The organism is Clostridium sp. 7_2_43FAA, assembly GCF_000158375.2.
GTDB lineage: Bacteria > Bacillota > Clostridia > Clostridiales > Clostridiaceae > Clostridium > Clostridium tertium.
Genome location: NZ_JH815222.1, coordinates 2,848,729 through 2,866,672, shown reverse-complemented (window position 1 = coordinate 2,866,672; position 17,944 = coordinate 2,848,729). Strand labels below are relative to the sequence as shown.

Annotated in this window: 14 protein-coding genes and 1 pseudogene; 14 read left to right on the top strand and 1 reads right to left on the bottom strand. The window is 29.4% G+C overall.

The genetic code is table 11. The features are described from left to right. Positions 1 to 163 precede the first annotated feature (163 nt). From CSBG_RS17830 to uidA, 6 genes are all read left to right on the top strand, one after another. Positions 164 to 709: a 3'-5' exonuclease gene (locus tag CSBG_RS17830; protein WP_167507312.1), complete on the top strand. Its 546-nt coding sequence runs from the start codon at positions 164 to 166 to the stop codon at positions 707 to 709. A gap of 234 nt (positions 710 to 943) precedes the next feature. Then, positions 944 to 1,132, top strand: coding sequence for a hypothetical protein (locus CSBG_RS17825; protein ID WP_051005297.1), 189 nt, complete (start codon positions 944 to 946; stop codon positions 1,130 to 1,132). 168 nt (positions 1,133 to 1,300) lie between these two features. Continuing rightward, positions 1,301 to 1,684: a hypothetical protein gene (locus tag CSBG_RS17820; RefSeq protein ID WP_143327213.1), complete on the top strand. Its 384-nt coding sequence runs from the start codon at positions 1,301 to 1,303 to the stop codon at positions 1,682 to 1,684. A 441-nt stretch (positions 1,685 to 2,125) separates the two neighbouring features. After that, positions 2,126 to 2,971 (top strand): HAD family hydrolase, encoded by an 846-nt coding sequence (locus CSBG_RS14695; RefSeq protein ID WP_008680775.1) that lies wholly within the window; start codon positions 2,126 to 2,128, stop codon positions 2,969 to 2,971. Between the two features lie 36 nt (positions 2,972 to 3,007). Next, positions 3,008 to 4,033 (top strand): sugar kinase, encoded by a 1,026-nt coding sequence (locus CSBG_RS14690; protein WP_008680774.1) that lies wholly within the window; start codon positions 3,008 to 3,010, stop codon positions 4,031 to 4,033. 65 nt (positions 4,034 to 4,098) lie between these two features. After that, positions 4,099 to 5,898: a beta-glucuronidase gene (gene uidA / locus CSBG_RS14685; protein WP_008680773.1), complete on the top strand. Its 1,800-nt coding sequence runs from the start codon at positions 4,099 to 4,101 to the stop codon at positions 5,896 to 5,898. Positions 5,899 to 5,979: 81 nt separating this feature from the next. Here uidA and CSBG_RS18125 read toward each other — a convergent pair. Continuing rightward, a pseudogene (locus tag CSBG_RS18125) lies at positions 5,980 to 7,253 on the bottom strand (IS3 family transposase). Between the two features lie 181 nt (positions 7,254 to 7,434). Between CSBG_RS18125 and CSBG_RS14670 the strand changes: the two are divergent. The 8 genes from CSBG_RS14670 to CSBG_RS14635 all read left to right on the top strand — a co-directional run bounded on the left by CSBG_RS14670 (position 7,435) and on the right by CSBG_RS14635 (position 17,807). Further along, positions 7,435 to 8,121 (top strand): GntR family transcriptional regulator, encoded by a 687-nt coding sequence (locus tag CSBG_RS14670; protein WP_008680769.1) that lies wholly within the window; start codon positions 7,435 to 7,437, stop codon positions 8,119 to 8,121. Positions 8,122 to 8,338: 217 nt separating this feature from the next. Next, complete coding sequence (locus tag CSBG_RS14665) at positions 8,339 to 9,190, top strand: SDR family oxidoreductase (RefSeq protein WP_008680767.1); 852 nt, start codon at positions 8,339 to 8,341, stop codon at positions 9,188 to 9,190. A gap of 14 nt (positions 9,191 to 9,204) precedes the next feature. Then, positions 9,205 to 9,813 carry a bifunctional 4-hydroxy-2-oxoglutarate aldolase/2-dehydro-3-deoxy-phosphogluconate aldolase gene (gene eda / locus CSBG_RS14660; RefSeq protein ID WP_008680766.1) on the top strand — a complete coding sequence of 203 codons (609 nt, stop codon included), beginning with the start codon at positions 9,205 to 9,207 and terminating at the stop codon, positions 9,811 to 9,813. Positions 9,814 to 9,903: 90 nt separating this feature from the next. Beyond that, positions 9,904 to 10,959 (top strand): mannonate dehydratase, encoded by a 1,056-nt coding sequence (gene uxuA / locus CSBG_RS14655; protein WP_008680764.1) that lies wholly within the window; start codon positions 9,904 to 9,906, stop codon positions 10,957 to 10,959. A gap of 18 nt (positions 10,960 to 10,977) precedes the next feature. Continuing rightward, positions 10,978 to 12,378, top strand: a complete 1,401-nt coding sequence (uxaC, locus tag CSBG_RS14650) for a glucuronate isomerase (RefSeq protein WP_008680763.1) — start codon at positions 10,978 to 10,980, stop codon at positions 12,376 to 12,378. Between the two features lie 124 nt (positions 12,379 to 12,502). Next, positions 12,503 to 13,891, top strand: coding sequence for an MFS transporter (locus CSBG_RS14645; protein ID WP_008680761.1), 1,389 nt, complete (start codon positions 12,503 to 12,505; stop codon positions 13,889 to 13,891). A 76-nt stretch (positions 13,892 to 13,967) separates the two neighbouring features. After that, entirely contained in the window at positions 13,968 to 15,737 is a 1,770-nt protein-coding gene (locus CSBG_RS14640) for a glycoside hydrolase family 3 N-terminal domain-containing protein (RefSeq protein WP_008680760.1), read from the top strand. Between the two features lie 1,743 nt (positions 15,738 to 17,480). Further along, positions 17,481 to 17,807 (top strand): sigma factor-like helix-turn-helix DNA-binding protein, encoded by a 327-nt coding sequence (locus tag CSBG_RS14635; protein ID WP_008680758.1) that lies wholly within the window; start codon positions 17,481 to 17,483, stop codon positions 17,805 to 17,807. Positions 17,808 to 17,944 lie beyond the last annotated feature (137 nt).

Below are 17,944 nucleotides of genomic sequence, written 5' to 3'. Positions count from 1 at the left end.
TTCGCAGTAATTTAAGATTGTGCATCAGAATCTAATTGTCAGATTGAAATTGTGCTCCCAGCTAAGGGAAATTAGCCTAACAGTGGAAATCCTGGCTGAATAATGTCTAGCCAGCCACAAGTAGCGAGTCTTGAGTTGGCATGTGTTACAGCCTAAGAGAGGTTTGTTTAGTACATATAAAATACAGGTAAATTATGATGAAATTAAGAATTTAAAAAATCGCTATATTGCATTTGATGTCGAAACAACAGGATTAAGTCCAATTAACGATAAAATTATCGAAGTCGGAGCAGTTTTATTTGAAAATGGTGAAATAATTAAAAAGTACAGTTATTTGGTTAATTTGGAAGTTGTTATCCCAGCAAGTGCTACAGCGGTTAACCATATTACAAATGAAATGATACAAGATGCTACTAAAGAAGATACTGTTTATGCTGAATTAGTTAAATTTTTAGACGACGCATTAAAAGAACAAACAGTTATATGTGCACATAATGCTACATTCGATATGAAATTTATTTCTGAAACATTAATGCGCTTGGGTTATGATGGAAAAATTCATTATGTAGATACACTTTCACTTTCGCGTAATTTATTCAAAGGTTTGCATAATTATAAACAAGATACTGTTGCAACGCATTTTGAACTTGTGAATTTTCAATCACATAGAGCTGTTTCAGATGCTGAAATTTGTGGTAGGATTCTTTGAAATTTACTTCAGATAAAAAGAAAAGATGCAAGAAAAAAAGATTAAAGCGTTTGAAAAAAATAAGCCATCTGATGAAGAAATGGAAGTGTGTGCTTACGTTCAAAATTGTATTGAAAAAAAGGGGTGACTCCAAATGGTTAGGATTTTATAAGAATAGCAGTAATTATGTTGATATAAGTTATCTTTATTATGTTTTAAAATTTAAATGTGCAAAGAAATAAAAATAGTCCCTCTATGTTAAATCAATTATCATATACTGATGTAGGTATTTTTGTAGGTATTTTATTGGAATCAGCTAAAAAAAGAAAAAAAGAATCAGATAATACTCATATCAATGAGAGTGTTATATCTTCAAGTAGAGAACCACAAATTGCAATAAAAGATGTTATTATTAACCATATCCATGATAGAGTTCCATTATAAGATATTCTTAATAAAAATAATTTTGACAAAGGTTTTATAGATGGCTATTCATTATGGAAACAAGGTGATAATTTACGAAAAGAAGGAGAATTAGAATCAGCAATTAAATTGTTTGACCTAGCTAGATATAATGGTTATAATGCACCTGCTCTGTATACTTCTTATGCGATGGCATTTCGTAAGCTAAAAGATTATGAAAATGAAATAGATATTTTGAATGAATGTATTGAACATATAAGAAACAATAGTACAAAGGTTAGTAAATTTGAAGTACGACGTGATAAAGTTATTCAATTATTATATAAACAGAAAGAAGCTGAGAAAAGAAAATTAGAGAATGAAAATTTGAAAACTGAAAAATCAATAGTTTTTAGTAATTCTCTTTTAAGATCAAATGGACGTGCAATTTTACAGTTGACTGATGATATGGTTTTGATCAAAATATATGATATGGTAGCTCAAGCTGTAAGAAAAACAGGAGTAAACTCTAAGGGTATCCGAGATGCAGCAAAAGGTGTTCAAAAGCATGCAGGAGGCTATATATGGAAATAAGCGGATTAAGAGTAAGTTTATATAAATAAGAAATACCACATATCTAAGAATTCTTGCAACAGATATGTGGTATTTCTTATTTATAATATTGAATGCTTTTTATGACAAAAAAAGAGGAGTTTAGATCCAAAATGATAATTTGAATGCTAAATGTAGTAGTTGGGAAAGAAGGATATTAACTAAAAAATGACTAGTTGTAAAATGAACCATTATATTTTTTTACAAACAAATGGAGAGGTATTCAAAAATCATTGAAATAAAAATACTAATATGCTAGTATACTAATATGAGGAACTTATTTTTATAAGATTAGCCTATAAGCAAAGTGTTAATTTAAAGAAAAGATAAGCTTAAATAGTTTTTATAAAATATAAATCTACACACAGAGTTATTAAGAAAAGCTATGGACGGTCTTAAAATAATTAATAGTAGGTGAAAGTAATGAGTAGTATTTTAGAAAAATTTAATAAACAAAAGGAGTTTCTTATTTGCATAGATTCTGATGGATGTGCAATAGATACTATGGATATAAAGCATATAAAATGTTTTGGACCTTGTATGATTACAGAGTGGAATCTTGAAGAATGGAGAAAGTCTATATTAGATAGCTGGAATGAAGTTAATCTTTATACGTTAACTAGAGGAATAAATAGATTTAAGGGATTAGCAGTAGCCCTTACGGAAATTAATGATAAATATATAAAAATTGAAGGGTTAGATGAGTTTTTAAAGTGGACAGATGAAACTTTAGAGCTTTCTAATGAGTCTTTAGAAGAAGAACTAAAGAAAACCAATAATACTTGTATAAGAAAAGCTTTAGAATGGTCAAGAGCTGTTAATAAATCAATAGACTTATTAAGTGAAGAGGAAAAATCTCCATTTGAAGGTGTAAAGGAAGCAATAATAGAAGCCAAGAAAATTGCGGATATAGCAATAGTATCATCTGCAAATGAAAAGGCAGTATTAGATGAATGGAGCAATAATGGGCTTTTGGAAAGTGTTGATATAGTTTTAACCCAAAATATTGGACCAAAGGCTTACTGTATAAGTAAGCTTATTGAAAAAGGATATAATAGAAGAAATGTTTTAATGGTGGGTGATGCTTTGGGAGATCTTAAAGCAGCTGAATCAAATGAAGTTTTATATTATCCAATAATGGTTAAAAAGGAAAAGGAGTCTTGGAATAGATTTACTATAGAGGCTTTGAAAAAATTTGTTGATAATTCATATATAGGGGAGTATCAAGAGAAGGTTATAAATGAATTTAAATCAAATTTATCTAAATAAAAATCATATATAATTTAAGTAAAGGGTGGAGTTAAGGTGAAAAACATAGAGTTCAAAAGTAAAAAGATATTAGGTTTTGGAGAAATAATGTTAAGGCTTACTCCTCCTAATAATCAAAAAATAATACAATCAGATTCTTTTGAAGCTGTATATTCTGGAGGAGAAGCAAATGTAATAGCAAGTCTTGCTATACTAGGCCATGATACTAAATTTATAACAAAGCTACCAGATAATTATTTGGGGAAAAAAGTTATAAGTAAGTTTAGAAGTTATAATGTCAATGTAGAGGATATCATAATAGGAGAAGGCAGATTAGGCGTATATTATTCAGAAATTGGACATGGTCTTAGAAGTACTGAAGTTATATATGATAGAAAGTATTCAGCCATTTCTATGGCAAAAAAAGAAGAATTTAATATAAAAAATATGCTAAAAGGTGTTGGATTAGTTCATTTATCAGGAATAACACCAGCTTTAAGTAGTAATTTGAAGGAATTTATAATTGATATTGTGAAGGAGTGTAAAAACCAAGGGATATTGGTTTCTTATGACTCAAATTATAGGTCAAAGCTTTGGTCTATAGATGAAGCAAGGGAAGTATTGGAAGAAATATTACCTTATATAGATTTTGCTTTTTTAGGCTATCTAGATATGATAAATATACTTAAATTTGAGGATGAAAATTTAGAATTTGAAGAAAGATTAAAGTATCACTATGAAAATTTATTTAAAAAGTATCCAAATTTAAGATTTGCATCATGCACTAAGAGAACTGTAAATTCAATAAATAATAATACTTTACAGGGATATTTATTTGATGGAAATAACTTATTTAAATCAAATAAGTATACATTTGATATATTAGACAGAGTTGGTGGTGGAGATGCTTTTACAGCAGGAATACTTCATGGAGTTTTAAATGAAATGGAAAATGAGAGAATCGTTGAATTTGGGACATGTGCAAGTGTGTTAAAGCATTCAATAATAGGAGATATAAATATTATTGATGAAGATACGATTAATTCATTTATTGATAATGGTTTATGCAATGTTAAAAGATAAAAAAATTTTTTATAGCTAATAATAAAAATATAAATAAATTATGATAAATTTTAGGAGGGGTTATTATGTTATATCCAATAATTACAGAATCAAGACAATTAATAGATTTAAATGGTATATGGAGATTCAAATTAGACAAGGGTAACAGTCTTACAAAGGAGTGGAAGAACACGCCTCTAAAAGAAACAATGGAAATGGCTGTTCCAGCATCATACAATGACTTAGTAGAAAGTCAAGAAGTAAGAGACCATGTGGGCTGGGTATGGTATGAAAGAAATTTTATTATTCCTAAATTTTTAATGAATGAAAGAATAGTGCTAAGATTTGGGTCAGTGACTCATGAAGCAAAAGTATATTTAAACGGAGAATTATTAGTTGAGCATAAGGGTGGATTTACTCCTTTTGAAGCAGAAATAAATAATTTACTAATACAAGGTGAAAATAGATTAACTGTTGCTGTAAATAATATAATCGATGAAACTACTTTACCAGTTGGGTTAGTAAAAGAAGTAGAGATTGATGGAAAAAAAGTTATTAAGAATTCAGTTAACTTTGACTTTTTCAATTATGCAGGAATACATAGACCTGTAAAAATATATACAACTCCAAAGAATTATGTAGAAGACATAACTATTGTTACTGATTTTGAAGAAGCAACAGGATATGTTAATTATGAAATTAAAACAGTAGGAGAAGGTAATATTAGTGTATCAATAATTGATGAAGATAATAATGTAGTTTCAGAAGGAACAGGAAAGTGTGGAAAACTAGTTATAGATAATGTTAAGTTATGGGAACCTATGAATTCATATCTATATAAATTAAAAGTTGAGTTATTAAACAATGATTCTATAACTGATACTTACTTAGAAGAGTTTGGTGTAAGAACAGTTGAAGTTAAAGAAGGAAAGTTCTTAATTAACAATAAACCATTCTATTTTAAAGGTTTTGGTAAGCATGAAGATTCCTATATTAATGGAAGAGGAATGAATGAAGCTGTTAATATTAAAGATTTCAATTTAATGAAATGGATTGGGGCGAATTCTTTTAGAACAGCACATTATCCTTATTCAGAAGAAATAATGAGGCTTGCTGATAGAGAAGGTATAGTTGTAATTGATGAAACACCAGCTGTAGGGGTACACTTAAACTTTATGGCTACTGGATTTGGTGGTGATGCAGCTAAAAGAGATACATGGAAAGAAATTAGAACTAAAGAGGCGCATGAACAAGTTTTAAGAGAATTAGTAGCAAGGGACAAAAATCATCCATGTGTTGTGATGTGGTCTGTAGCAAATGAGCCTGATTCTGATTCGGAAGGAGCAAAAGAATATTTTGAGCCATTAATAAAATTAACTAAAGAATTAGATCCTCAAAAGAGACCAGTTACTGTAGTTACGTACTTAATGTCTACTCCAGATAAGTGTAAGGTTGGAGATATAGTAGATGTATTATGTTTAAATAGATATTATGGATGGTATGTTGCAGGTGGAGATTTAGAAGAAGCAAAAAGAATGCTTGATGCTGAATTAAAGGCATGGGAAGAGAGATGTCCTAATACCCCAATCATGTTTACTGAATATGGTGCAGATACTGTTGCAGGTTTACATGATACTGTTCCGGTTATGTTTACTGAAGAATATCAAGTAGAATATTATAAAGCTAACCATGAAGTTGTAGATAAATGCAAAAACTTTGTTGGAGAACAAACATGGAATTTTGCAGATTTTGCTACAAGTCAAGGTATTATAAGAGTTCAAGGTAATAAGAAAGGTATATTTACTAGAGAAAGAAAGCCTAAAATGATAGCTCATGCATTACGTGAAAGATGGACTAATATACCAGAATTTGGTTATAAAAAATAAAATAATATTAGTTTAAAATAAAAAAATAAGTATATTATATAAACTGTACCCTTTGTCAAGGACAGTTTAAAAAAGAGTAGACTAATTTAGAAGATGATTCTTGTATTGAACAGGAGTCATCTTTTTTTTATTCCATTGTTCTCTGAAATTATTATAATATTCTATGTATGCATCTATTTCTTTAACTGAATATTCAAAAGTTTCACACTATTTAATAGATATTTCATCTTTTAAATGTCCCAAAAATTATTCCTGAGGGGCGTTATCCCAACAGTTACCACGTCTAGACATAGATTGACCTAACTTATATTTTTTTACTTTATTTTGAAATATTGGACTTGTATAATGCACTCCTTGATCTGAATGTATAAATGAATCTGCTCTAAGGATATTACTATTATTTTTGATTAGTTTTATTTATTGTATAAATTACTATATCTATTTTAAGGCTTTTTGAAATATTATAGGATAAAACCTCATTAGTAGAAGCATCTAAAATGGTCGATAAATAAGTCTTCTGACCATTTTTGAAAAACAAATAAGATATATCCGTTAGCAAGACTTTGCCATGAGATTCTTGCTTGAATTCTCTACTTAAGAAATTAGGTAAGATGGTGTGTTCTTTTGTAGCTTTCATCATTCTTCTTATACGTTTTAAATTGTAATTAATATTAAAAACATTACTAAGTATCATTTTGATTTTCCTAGCACCCTTTTTACGATTTTTAAAGTTATATGCTTTTAAAATATTTTCTATTCTTTCTAAATCTATAACCTTGTTAGATTTACGTTTTTGCACAGTAACATTTGAGAAGTGCTTATAATACCATGAACGTGAAACTCCTGAAATATTACATAAGTAACTAAGCATATTTTTCAATTTATATTTAGTAATTATGGATTTTATAATTTTGAACTTGCACTTGCAGATACTATTATTTCTTTTGTTTCACACCCATTTCTAACCTTTCTAACTTTTTTAGAAGTTCATTCTCTGCTTGTAAAAGCTTTAGTTTTGCTTGTAGTTTTTCATATTTTTCTTCCAATGATAAGTCTTTTTCAGTAGGACTTCCAGTATTAAATTTCCTAGTATCTTATAGTTGTTCGCTACCATTTCTTCGAAAAGAGGAGAACTATATACTATCTGCTAATTGGATTCTTTTCAAACCAATTACATTAATATCAAACTCACCTTCTGCAAATATATCTCTTGGGAATTTACCTTTTTCATTCTCAGCAATAAATAATCTTTTAAATTCATCAGTATATGTAATTGCTTTTTCATTAACATTTTTAACATATTTATTTTTAGACAGTAATTCTATATCTTTATTTGAAAATAATTTCTTACTCATTCATATTTACTCCTAACATTATAACTTTATTATAAATAGAAAAAAACTATAGGGTAGACTCTTTTTTATTATGTCTAACTTTATAGGAGACATTTTATTATGCACCTAATTTTTTTTATGTTATAATGTAATATACTAGTGTACTAGGTTGAAGATAAATATTATTAGGGGGTAAATTAAATTGATTCTTTATGATAAACTAGATAAAGAAACTGGAAAAGACTATGTGTATAGAGTATTAAAGGATAATATCATGTGTTTAGAGCTAAAGCCTGGTGAACTATTAAGTGAATCCGATTTAGCGAAAAAACTAAATGTGTCAAGAACACCTATAAGGGAAGTATTAATAAAGCTTAAAGCTGAAAAATTAATAGAAGTTAAGCCACAGGCAGGAACTTATGTATCACTAATTGATTGGAATTTAATAGAAGAGGCTATTTTTATTAGATATAATTTAGAAAAAGAAGCATTAAGAGAAGCATGTGAAAATTTTTCAGAAGATACATTAATGGAAATGGAAAAATGCTTATTTGCACAAAATTTAATTGCACAAAAAGGTGATAATTTATTAGAGTTTCATAATTTAGATAAAGAGTTTCATAAGCTATTATTTGTTGGTATAAACAAGACAAATGTATGGGAATCAATTTGTAATATAAGTACTCATTATAATAGAATGAGATTATTAGCTGAAATGAAATTAAATAAAGCATTTTTAGTAGATCAACACATAACGTATTTAGATATTATTAAAAATAAAAACGTTGATATTATTGACAAGGTTGTATCAAAGCATATAAAAGATCCAGTGGAACAATGGGAAAAAATAATAAAAGAAAATTCAGAAATAGCTAGTTATATAGTTTAATATAATAATTTATAAAAAATTTATATAAAAATTTTTAAAATAATAAATTTAGTTGTGAAAATTAGAAATTATAGTATAAGAGAAGGTCGTATATATTGAATTTAATATTATATGACTTTTTTTGTATAAAAAAATTTAAATGTTTTCAAAAATTTATTGCAATTCATATATTAATATGCTAGTATACAAGTATAGTAGTTGCAAGGAGGAATACAAAATGAAATTACCTTTTAATATTGATTTAAAAAATAAAGTTTGTGTTGTAACAGGTGGAACAGGAATTCTTTGCGGAGCAATGGCTGATGCACTTGCAGAGTGTGGCGGGAAAATTGCAATTTTGGCATTAGGTCAAGAGGCTTGTGATAATAAAGCAAAAGAAATAAATGAAAAGGGCGGAACAGCAATTGGTATTGAAGCCAATGTTTTAGATAAAGAAAGTTTAAGAAAGGCACATGAAATAATTCTTAAAGAATTTGGGACAGTTGATATATTAATAAATGGTGCTGGAGGAAATCATCCAAAAGGAACTACAACTAAGGAATACTTAGAAGTTGAAGACTTAGAAAATGAAGATTTAACTACATTCTTTGATTTAGATCCAAAAGGTGTGGAGTTTGTATTTAATTTAAACTTTTTAGGAACATTACTTCCATCACAAGAATTTAGCAAGGATATGATAAATAAGGAAGGTGCTACAATAATTAATATATCATCAATGAATGCATTTACACCACTTACAAAAATCCCAGCTTATTCAGGTGCAAAGGCAGCTGTAAGTAACTTTACTCAATGGCTTGCGGTTCATATGTCTAAAGTTGGAGTTAGAGTTAATGCAATAGCACCAGGCTTCTTTGTAACAGATCAAAATAGAAAATTATTATTTAATGAAGATGGAACAGCAACTCCGAGAACAGAAAAGATATTAAATAGTACACCAATGAGAAGATTTGGTGAAGCTGATGAATTAATAGGAACATTATTATACTTAGTTTCTCAAGAAGCATCAGGATTTGTAAATGGAGTAGTTATTCCAGTAGATGGAGCGTTCTCAGCATATTCAGGAGTATAGGAGGATAAGAGAATATGATTTTAAGTGAATTAAAGGCAAATGGAATTGTAGCTGTAGTTAGAGGTAAAAGCCATGAAGAAGCTAGAGGCTACATGGAAGCTTGCTTAAGAGGAGGAATTAAATCGTTGGAACTTACTTATACAATCCCAAATGTATGTGAACTTATAAAAGAATATAGCTCACATTCAGAAGCATTAATTGGTGTTGGAAGTGTTTTAAATGCTAAGATGGCTTCCGACGCAATTGAAGCAGGGGCTAAGTATGTTGTAAGTCCAGGATATAGTGAAGAAGTTGACAAGGTATGTAAAGAAATGCAAGTTCTTTATTTGCCAGGTTGTATGACCGTAAGTGAAATAATGAAAGCTATGGATGCTGGAAATAAGATGATTAAATTATTCCCAGGAGATGTTTTTGGTGCTAAGTATGTAAAAGCAATTAAAGCACCTATTCCAAATGTTGAAATAATGCCAACAGGAGGAGTTTCAGTTGATAATATTGAAGAGTGGTTTGCAAATGGAGTTTCTTGCGTTGGAGTTGGAAGTTCATTAATTAAAGGATCACTTGAAGATATAGAAAATATAGCAAAAGCTTTTATGAAAAAGATGGACAAAATTAGAGCTTAAATTTTTTTAGCAAAACTGGTATACTAGTATTCGTAAGGTGTGCCAAGAGTTTTAAAAAGTAGTGATTTATTTATTAGAGGAGGAAAAATCATGGAAATGACATTCAGATGGTATGGCAAAGATGATCCAGTTAAAATTGAATACATCAAGCAAATACCAGGAATGAAGGGAATCGTTACGGCTATATATGATATTCCTGTTGGAGAAGTATGGCCGCTTGAAAGAATTTTAGAATTAAAAAATGAAATAGAAAGTAATGGCTTAAAGCTTTCTGTAATAGAAAGTGTACCTGTACATGAAGATATAAAACTTGGGTTACCAACAAGAGATAAATATATAGATAACTATATACAAACAATTAGAAATTTAGCAGAGGCTGGTATAGATACAATATGCTATAACTTTATGCCAGTATTTGATTGGACAAGATCTGATTTAAATTATGAATTAGAAGATGGATCAACATGCCTAATATATGATGAAGAACAAGTTAAAAAGATGGATCCAGCTTTAGGTGAATTAGAGTTACCAGGATGGGATACTTCTTATGGTGAAGGTGGACTTAAAGGTTTATTAGAACAATATAAGGATATAGATGAAGAAATACTATGGAGCAATTTAAATTACTTTATACAAAGAATAATGAAGGTTGCTGATGAAGTAAGAATGAAAATGGCAATACATCCGGATGATCCACCATGGGGAATATTTGGATTACCAAGAATTATAACTAATTTTGAAAACTTAAAGAGATTTATAGATTTATATGATAGTCCTTATCATGGAATTACATTATGTACAGGCTCTTTAGGTTGTACAAAAGTTAATGATATGGTTAAGATGATTAACTATTTTGGTAAGGAAAGAAATAGAATACACTTTACTCATCTTAGAAATGTAAAAATTACTGGAGATAGTAGCTTTAACGAAGTAGCTCATTTATCAGAAGCAGGATCTTTAGATTTCTATGAAATAGTTAAGGCATACTGTGATTATGACTTTACAGGTCCATATAGACCAGACCATGGAAGAATGATTTGGGGAGAAACTGGTAGACCAGGATATGGATTATATGATAGAGCATTAGGTGCAGTGTATATTAACGGATTAATTGAGGCAATTAATAAAAATAAAAAGAATAATTAAATTTAAGGGGATAAAAGAATGAAGAAGTTTATGGATAAAGACTTTTTACTAGAAAATGAAGTATCGAAAGTTTTGTACCATAATTATGCTTCAAAGGTGCCAGTGTTTGATTATCACTGTCACCTAGTTCCTATGGAAATAGCCACAGATCATGAGTTTAAAAATGTAACAGAAATGTGGCTATACCATGACCACTACAAGTGGAGAGCTATGAGAAGCTTTGGTATAGATGAAAAATATATAACTGGAAATGCAAGTGATTATGATAAGTTTTATCAATTTGCAAAGATGATGCCATATTTAATTGGAAATCCTATTTATCATTGGTCACATTTAGAACTTAAGAGATTCTTTGACGTTGAAGAAACATTAAGTGAAAAAACAGCAGATATTATTTGGGAGAAATGTAACAAGGCAATAAAAGAAAATAAATTAACAGCAAAGAAGTTAATTGAAATGGAAAACGTAGTTTATATTGGAACTACAGATGATCCTATAGATGATTTAAAGTACCATAAGCAAATAAAAGAAGATGATAATTTTAAATGTTCAGTTAATCCAAGCTTTAGACCTGAAAAGGCAATGAAGATACAAAACAAAGGATTTAAGGAGTATATAGATAAGTTATCAGAAGTTAGTAATATTGAAATTAAATCATTTAATGATTTGGAAGTGGCTCTAGAAGTTAGATTAGATTATTTTTATGAAAATGGATGTATGATTACTGATCATAGCTTAGAAAGAGTTGTTTTTTATAATTATTCATGTGAAGAAATTAACAAGATTTTTATTAAAGCTTTAAATGGTGAATACATAACGAATGAAGAAGCATCAAAATATTCTATTGCATTGTTAATAGCTTTAGGAAAGATGTATTCAGAAAGAAAGATGATAATGCAACTTCATATAGGAGCATTAAGAAATAATAATACAAGAATGTTTAATAGGATAGGAGTAGATGCAGGATTTGATAGTATTGATGATGGTGAAATAGCATATTCGCTTTCAAGAATACTTGATGAATTAGATAAAGAAGATAAACTTCCAAAGACAATTTTATATTGCTTAAACCCTAAAGATAATGAAGTGATTGGAACGATGATAGGTAATTTCCAAGGCGGTAATATAGCAGGAAAAATCCAATTTGGGTCAGGCTGGTGGTTTAATGACCAAAAAGATGGTATGGAAAGACAGATGATGGCATTATCACAACTTGGTCTTATAAGTCAATTTGTGGGAATGGTAACTGATTCAAGAAGCTTTTTATCATATACAAGACATGAATATTTTAGAAGAATATTATGTAATTACTTAGGTAGTTTAGTTGAGTCTGGTCAATATCCTTATGATGAAGAAATACTAGGTGAAATTGTAGAAAACATTTGTTATAAAAATTCAGCAAAGTATTTTGAAAGATAAATTATTAAGAATATAGAATGGAAAATCTATATAAATTAAATTTCCATTCTATATAAAGAGATTATAAAAGTTTTAATGTAAATGAATTCATGGAGAAGAATTATTTTGGGAGGATGGATTAATTATGATTCTTGATTTGATAAGTAAAAAAGAAGAACAAGTGAAATCGTTTAATATTGGTGATAAGGTTGGATATGCACTTGGTGACTTTGGCTGTGCAGCATTCTTTGCCTTTGTAAGTAGTTATTTAATGGTATTCTATACAGATGTTTTAGGGATTAGTGCAGCAGCTGTTGGAACATTATTTGTTGTAGCTAGAATATGGGATGCTATAAATGATCCTATAATGGGAGTACTAGTAGATAAAGTAGGCACTTCAAAACATGGTAAATTTAGACCATATGTCGTTAAATTTGGTTTCCCTATGGTTATAGTTGGAATATTAGCTTTTACTGCAATTCCAGGATTACCAGAAGCTATGAAATTGCCTTACGCTTATGTAACATATATTTTATTCGGTATGCTATATACAGCAGTTAATATACCTTATGGTTCATTAGCATCAGTAATGAGTAATGATCCAAATGAAAGAACAGCATTATCAACATTTAGAAATATTGGATCTATGGGAGCAAATCTTTTAGTAATGTTCTTTGTTCCAAAGACAATTTTCAATGCTCAAGGTGCAGTAACAGCAGAAGGATTTATGACTTGTGCAGTAGTACTTGCTATAATTTCATCAATATCATTCTTATTAAACTTCAGATTAACAAGAGAAAGAATTGTTCATCAGGCTAGCAAAAGCAAAAAGAATATGGGAGAAACTTTAAAGGGATTAGTAAAAAATAGAGCATTTATGGGGGTAGCCTTAGCTTCATTTGCCATGATGGTAGGGATGTTAACGGTCAATACATTAAACGTTTACTTATTTAAAGATTATTTCAAAGCACCAAACCTAACTGCATTTGGTGGAATGGTTGGTATGCTTGCTAGTTTTGTAGTTATTCCTTTTGCAGGAACTATTGTTAAAAAGATAGGTAAAAAAGAAACTGCAGTTTTAGGGGCTATAATACCAACGGTAATTTATGTAGGAATGTTATTTATACCAAACTTAACAGCTTTACTTTATATAATATTATCTTTTGTAGCTGGATTAGGATCAGGATTAATTAATACAATTATATGGGCATTAGTTGGTGATGCTATTGATTACCAAGAATATATTACTGGTGAAAGAAATGAAGGAACAGTTTATTCATCATATTCATTAGCTAGAAAATTAGCTCAAGCTATATCAGGTGGTATTGGTGGATTTACATTATCTATACTTGGATATCAATCTGGTTCTGTAGAACAAAGTGCTTCAGTTGGATTAGGAATAAAAAACATAGCCATTGGTGGAGCTGCAATCGGGTATGTGGCAACTGCTTTAATCCTGGTATTTATATATAACCTTTCTAAGAAGAAAGTTGAGGAAATGAATAAGGAATTAGAAGAAAGAAGATTAGCTTAATAAAATTAAAAAATAAATAAAAAATAATAAATGTATGTGTACTTAGAAAATTCTGGAATATAGGGAGGAAACTCAAATGGTAAATTTAAAAGTAAAACCTTATAATTTAGATGAAGAATCTATAAGATGGGTAGAAGATACAATTAATAATATGTCTATAGAGGAAAAAATAGGACAACTATTTGTAAATATGGGGGCAAGCCGTGATGAAGAGTATTTAAAAAGTATTTTAGATAACTATCACATTGGAGCTGTTCGTTATAATCCAGGTAAGGCAGAAGAAGTATATGAGCAAAATAGAATATTACAAGAAAATTCTAAAATTCCATTATTAATAGCAGCAAATACAGAGATGGGAGGAAATGGAGCATGTACAGATGGTACTTATGTTGGTAATGAAGTAAAAATTGCTGCAACTCAAGATTCACATTATGCTTATGAATTAGGAAGAATATCAGGGATTGAAGCATCTGCTATAGGATGTAACTGGAGTTTTGCTCCAATCGTTGATATAAATAGAAACTGGAGAAATCCAATAATATCTACTAGAACTTGGTCAGCAGATGTTGAACAAACTTTAGAATTATCTTTACAATATATGAAGGGGATAATGGAATCAGGAATTTTACCAGCAGCTAAACATTTCCCTGGAGATGGTATAGATGAAAGAGATCAACATTTATCATTTGCACCAAATACTTTAACAGTAGAAGAATGGGATAATACTTTTGGAAAAGTATATTCAGGTTTAATTGAAGCTGGTCTTCCATCAATAATGGCAGGACATATTGCTTTACCACAATATGTAAAGAAATTTAATCCAGAAGCTACAATTCAAGAAATGAATATGCCGGCAACTTTAAGTAAGTATGTATTAACAGATTTATTAAAGGGTCAAATGGGATTCAATGGTTTAGTTGTAACAGATGCATCTCATATGGTTGCTATGACTTCAGCTATGAAGCGTAAAGATATGTTACCTACTGCAATTGCAGCTGGTAGTGACTTATTCTTATTCTTCAACGATCCAGATGAAGATTTCCAATGGATGATGGAAGGATACAAAAATGGGGTTATAACTGAAGAAAGACTTAATGATGCATTAAGCAGAATACTAGGGTTAAAAGCTTCTTTAGGATTACATAAGAAAGCAAAAACTGAAATATTACAACCAAAAGAAGAAGCAATGGCTAAGATTGGGTTAGAAGAAAATAAGAAAGCAGCTTTAGAAATAGCTGACAAAGGTATAACTTTAGTTAAAAATAATCAAGAAATATTCCCTATTTCAGCAGATAAGACTAAGAAAGTATTACTTGTAAATGCAAAAGGATTTGAAGGTGGATTTGGTAAGTTTATATCTCTTATGCAAGGAGTTCAAAAAGGACCTATAGATATAATGAAAGAGTTATTAGTAGAAGAAGGATTCGAAGTAGAAATATATGAATCACCAATAGATAAGATTATGAAGTTACCAAAGGAAGAAATGGGTGCAGCACTTGGTAATGTTTATGCTGGTAAACGTCCAATAGCTGAATTAACATCTAAATATGATTTAATAATAAATATAGCTGATGTAGGAGCGAGTGTTGATCAGCGTCTTCAATGGCCACCAAGTAAAGGTACTCCAGATATTCCGTTTTATGTTAATGAAATACCTACTATTTTTGTTTCAGTACAATGTCCATTCCACTTAGCTGATGTACCACAAGTTAAAACTTATATAAATACTTATGATAATAAAGATTATACTCTTAAAGCATTAGTTGATAAGATGGTGGGACGTTCTGAATTTAAGGGTGTAAGTCCAGTAGATGCTTTTTGTGGATTAGAAGATACTAGATATTAAAAATTTTCTTTATTATTTAATTTATAATATAAAGTTATAGGAAAAATATATATACTAAAATTCTATACTTAATCCGTTTGAATACATATGTTCCATTGGGACGTTTCTCCGAAAAAGGACATCTATATGGTGTCCTTTTTTGTTATGTGCGTCCAGCATGGGCGCCTACTAATTGGTGAAAGTCCGCAATGGGGGCTGATAGTGACAACCATATAGCTTAAGACAAGGGTGTCCATAGTGAAGTGGAATATTAAGGAAGTTGGCGGCAAACCTTTGGTCTTAGGTACACAAATCACATTTGAGGTTTGATTCTTTGGGTAAGTTTGAATAACAAAGCGAAGCCCAATAACTATCAGAAAACAGATAAAGTATATATGGCAGATAGGTGAAGGGAAAGTACGCGTTCTTACCTGGGGAAATCTGATGAACACATCAATAGATATATGATAATTCTTAATTCATAACCTATAGTGATATATAACTGAATTATCAGACGTCAGCAGATGTCATAGTATTTCGCTAAACGCGTTAGCGAAGGAAAGACAGAACAGTAGGAGGTTTACAACTTTGGATAAATCAAAGAAACCACAAAGAAAGCAGAAAACTCAATATAGAGACTAAGTAGTGGAAGTAGAAGTGAAACTTCAGGGTAAATCAAAAGTGGCGAGTAATTCTGGGGTTTTAGCAAATAGGGAAACGTAAACGATGAACTGTATAATAAATAAGTGAAGTTTTTACTAAAATTGATTATTTAATATATATATTATAGATAGCTTTATATGAAAAAAATATATATAAAATAAACGTAAAAAGAATAAGAAAGATGCTTAAAGAAAATAGTAATGAAGGTTGTATAGGAGAAAAAGTTTTAAAAATTGATTGAGAGAATATAAAGGTAATAGGTAAGAGTGGAGAAGGGTGTATTTATATTAAATCAATAAAAAATATAATAGAGGATAAAGAGTATCTATTTATATGAATTAATTATCAGCAATTATACTTCCATTAAGAGTATTTAAAATAATGATGAGAAAGAAAAGTTTAAAGAATTATTAAACTAAAATTATATAATTGAGAGTTTATTGATTACTTAAAATATTAAATCGCAATAGTTGAAATTTAATTTTTAAGAAAATGATAGGTTATAAAAGAGATGTAAAAGCTATATTGAAAGCTGGAGCAAAGATATGAGGGATATTATTATATGAATATTGAGCACAATTTCAAGAGAATATTTATGCAATGAAAGAAAGTGATGATCTATAGGTGAAAGAAAAATTTAATAAAAATGTTTTGAAAATAAAATATCAACTCCAGAAGAATATATATAAGCCTACAAAGTATATTTTGAAAAAATCAAAAATAAAATTATAAAATTGTACTGCGAACTGTTACATGTATTAGAGAAGTGCTTTGTGTATAGATAGTAAGTAAATTAAAGGATAATATCAAAATAAGCGGGTACAGAAGAAAAAAATAAATATGCAATAAAAAAGTTTGTACAAGCAGTAAGTTTTGTACGAGCTTTTTTGTTTTTATTTTATTAAAAAAATTTTGAAATTTGTATTCAAATTACACTTTGTTGTTGAGTATTGATGCGTAAAGAGGGATATATACCGATTACGTTAATGGAAGAAAGGAGTGTGATTATGAAACCGGCTTCTTTTAAAACAGTAATACGTTTGCAATTTGATACATTAGCAAAAAGAGTAGTCTATTGTACAGTGAAGAATTGAAAAAGAATTGGGGCGTAGAGCAAAACATGAAATACCTTTTTCAGAAATTTCAGATATCATAGTTGAAACCTTCCCTATGGAAGATGATTATGAAATGATTGAGAAAATCATTTTCAGTGTTTGTGGTATTTCTGTTTCAGTCCAAGAGGGAGAGCTTGCTGAAGCATTAAAAAAACTTCTAGAAATGAAACGGAATGTAATATTGTTGTCCTATTTTGAAGAGTATCCAGACAGTGCGATTGCTAAAATTATGGATATTACAAGAAATGGTGTTTTCAAAAGTAGGCAGACAGCATTAAAACTGATGAAGGAAATATTACAGGAGGAGAAGTAAATGGTTAAAGATGTAGATAAATGTCCAAGTTATCATCTTATTCAGAAGAAGCTATTAAGAAATATCTTAAAAATATAGGTAATCCTTATTGTTTTAAATATGGGAACATCATTGTAGAATTAGAGTTTACACAGAAT

Excerpts from the sequence above, each read along its gene's own strand:
- CSBG_RS14665 (WP_008680767.1), top strand. The coding sequence starts at position 8,339 with ATGAAATTACCTTTTAATATTGATTTAAAAAATAAAGTTTGTGTTGTA.
- CSBG_RS14645 (WP_008680761.1), top strand. The coding sequence starts at position 12,503 with ATGATTCTTGATTTGATAAGTAAAAAAGAAGAACAAGTGAAATCGTTT.
- CSBG_RS14640 (WP_008680760.1), top strand. The coding sequence starts at position 13,968 with ATGGTAAATTTAAAAGTAAAACCTTATAATTTAGATGAAGAATCTATA.
- uidA (WP_008680773.1), top strand. The coding sequence starts at position 4,099 with ATGTTATATCCAATAATTACAGAATCAAGACAATTAATAGATTTAAAT.
- CSBG_RS14695 (WP_008680775.1), top strand. The coding sequence starts at position 2,126 with ATGAGTAGTATTTTAGAAAAATTTAATAAACAAAAGGAGTTTCTTATT.
- CSBG_RS17825 (WP_051005297.1), top strand. The coding sequence starts at position 944 with ATGTTAAATCAATTATCATATACTGATGTAGGTATTTTTGTAGGTATT.
- uxaC (WP_008680763.1), top strand. The coding sequence starts at position 10,978 with ATGAAGAAGTTTATGGATAAAGACTTTTTACTAGAAAATGAAGTATCG.
- uxuA (WP_008680764.1), top strand. The coding sequence starts at position 9,904 with ATGGAAATGACATTCAGATGGTATGGCAAAGATGATCCAGTTAAAATT.
- CSBG_RS17820 (WP_143327213.1), top strand. The coding sequence starts at position 1,301 with ATGGCATTTCGTAAGCTAAAAGATTATGAAAATGAAATAGATATTTTG.
- eda (WP_008680766.1), top strand. The coding sequence starts at position 9,205 with ATGATTTTAAGTGAATTAAAGGCAAATGGAATTGTAGCTGTAGTTAGA.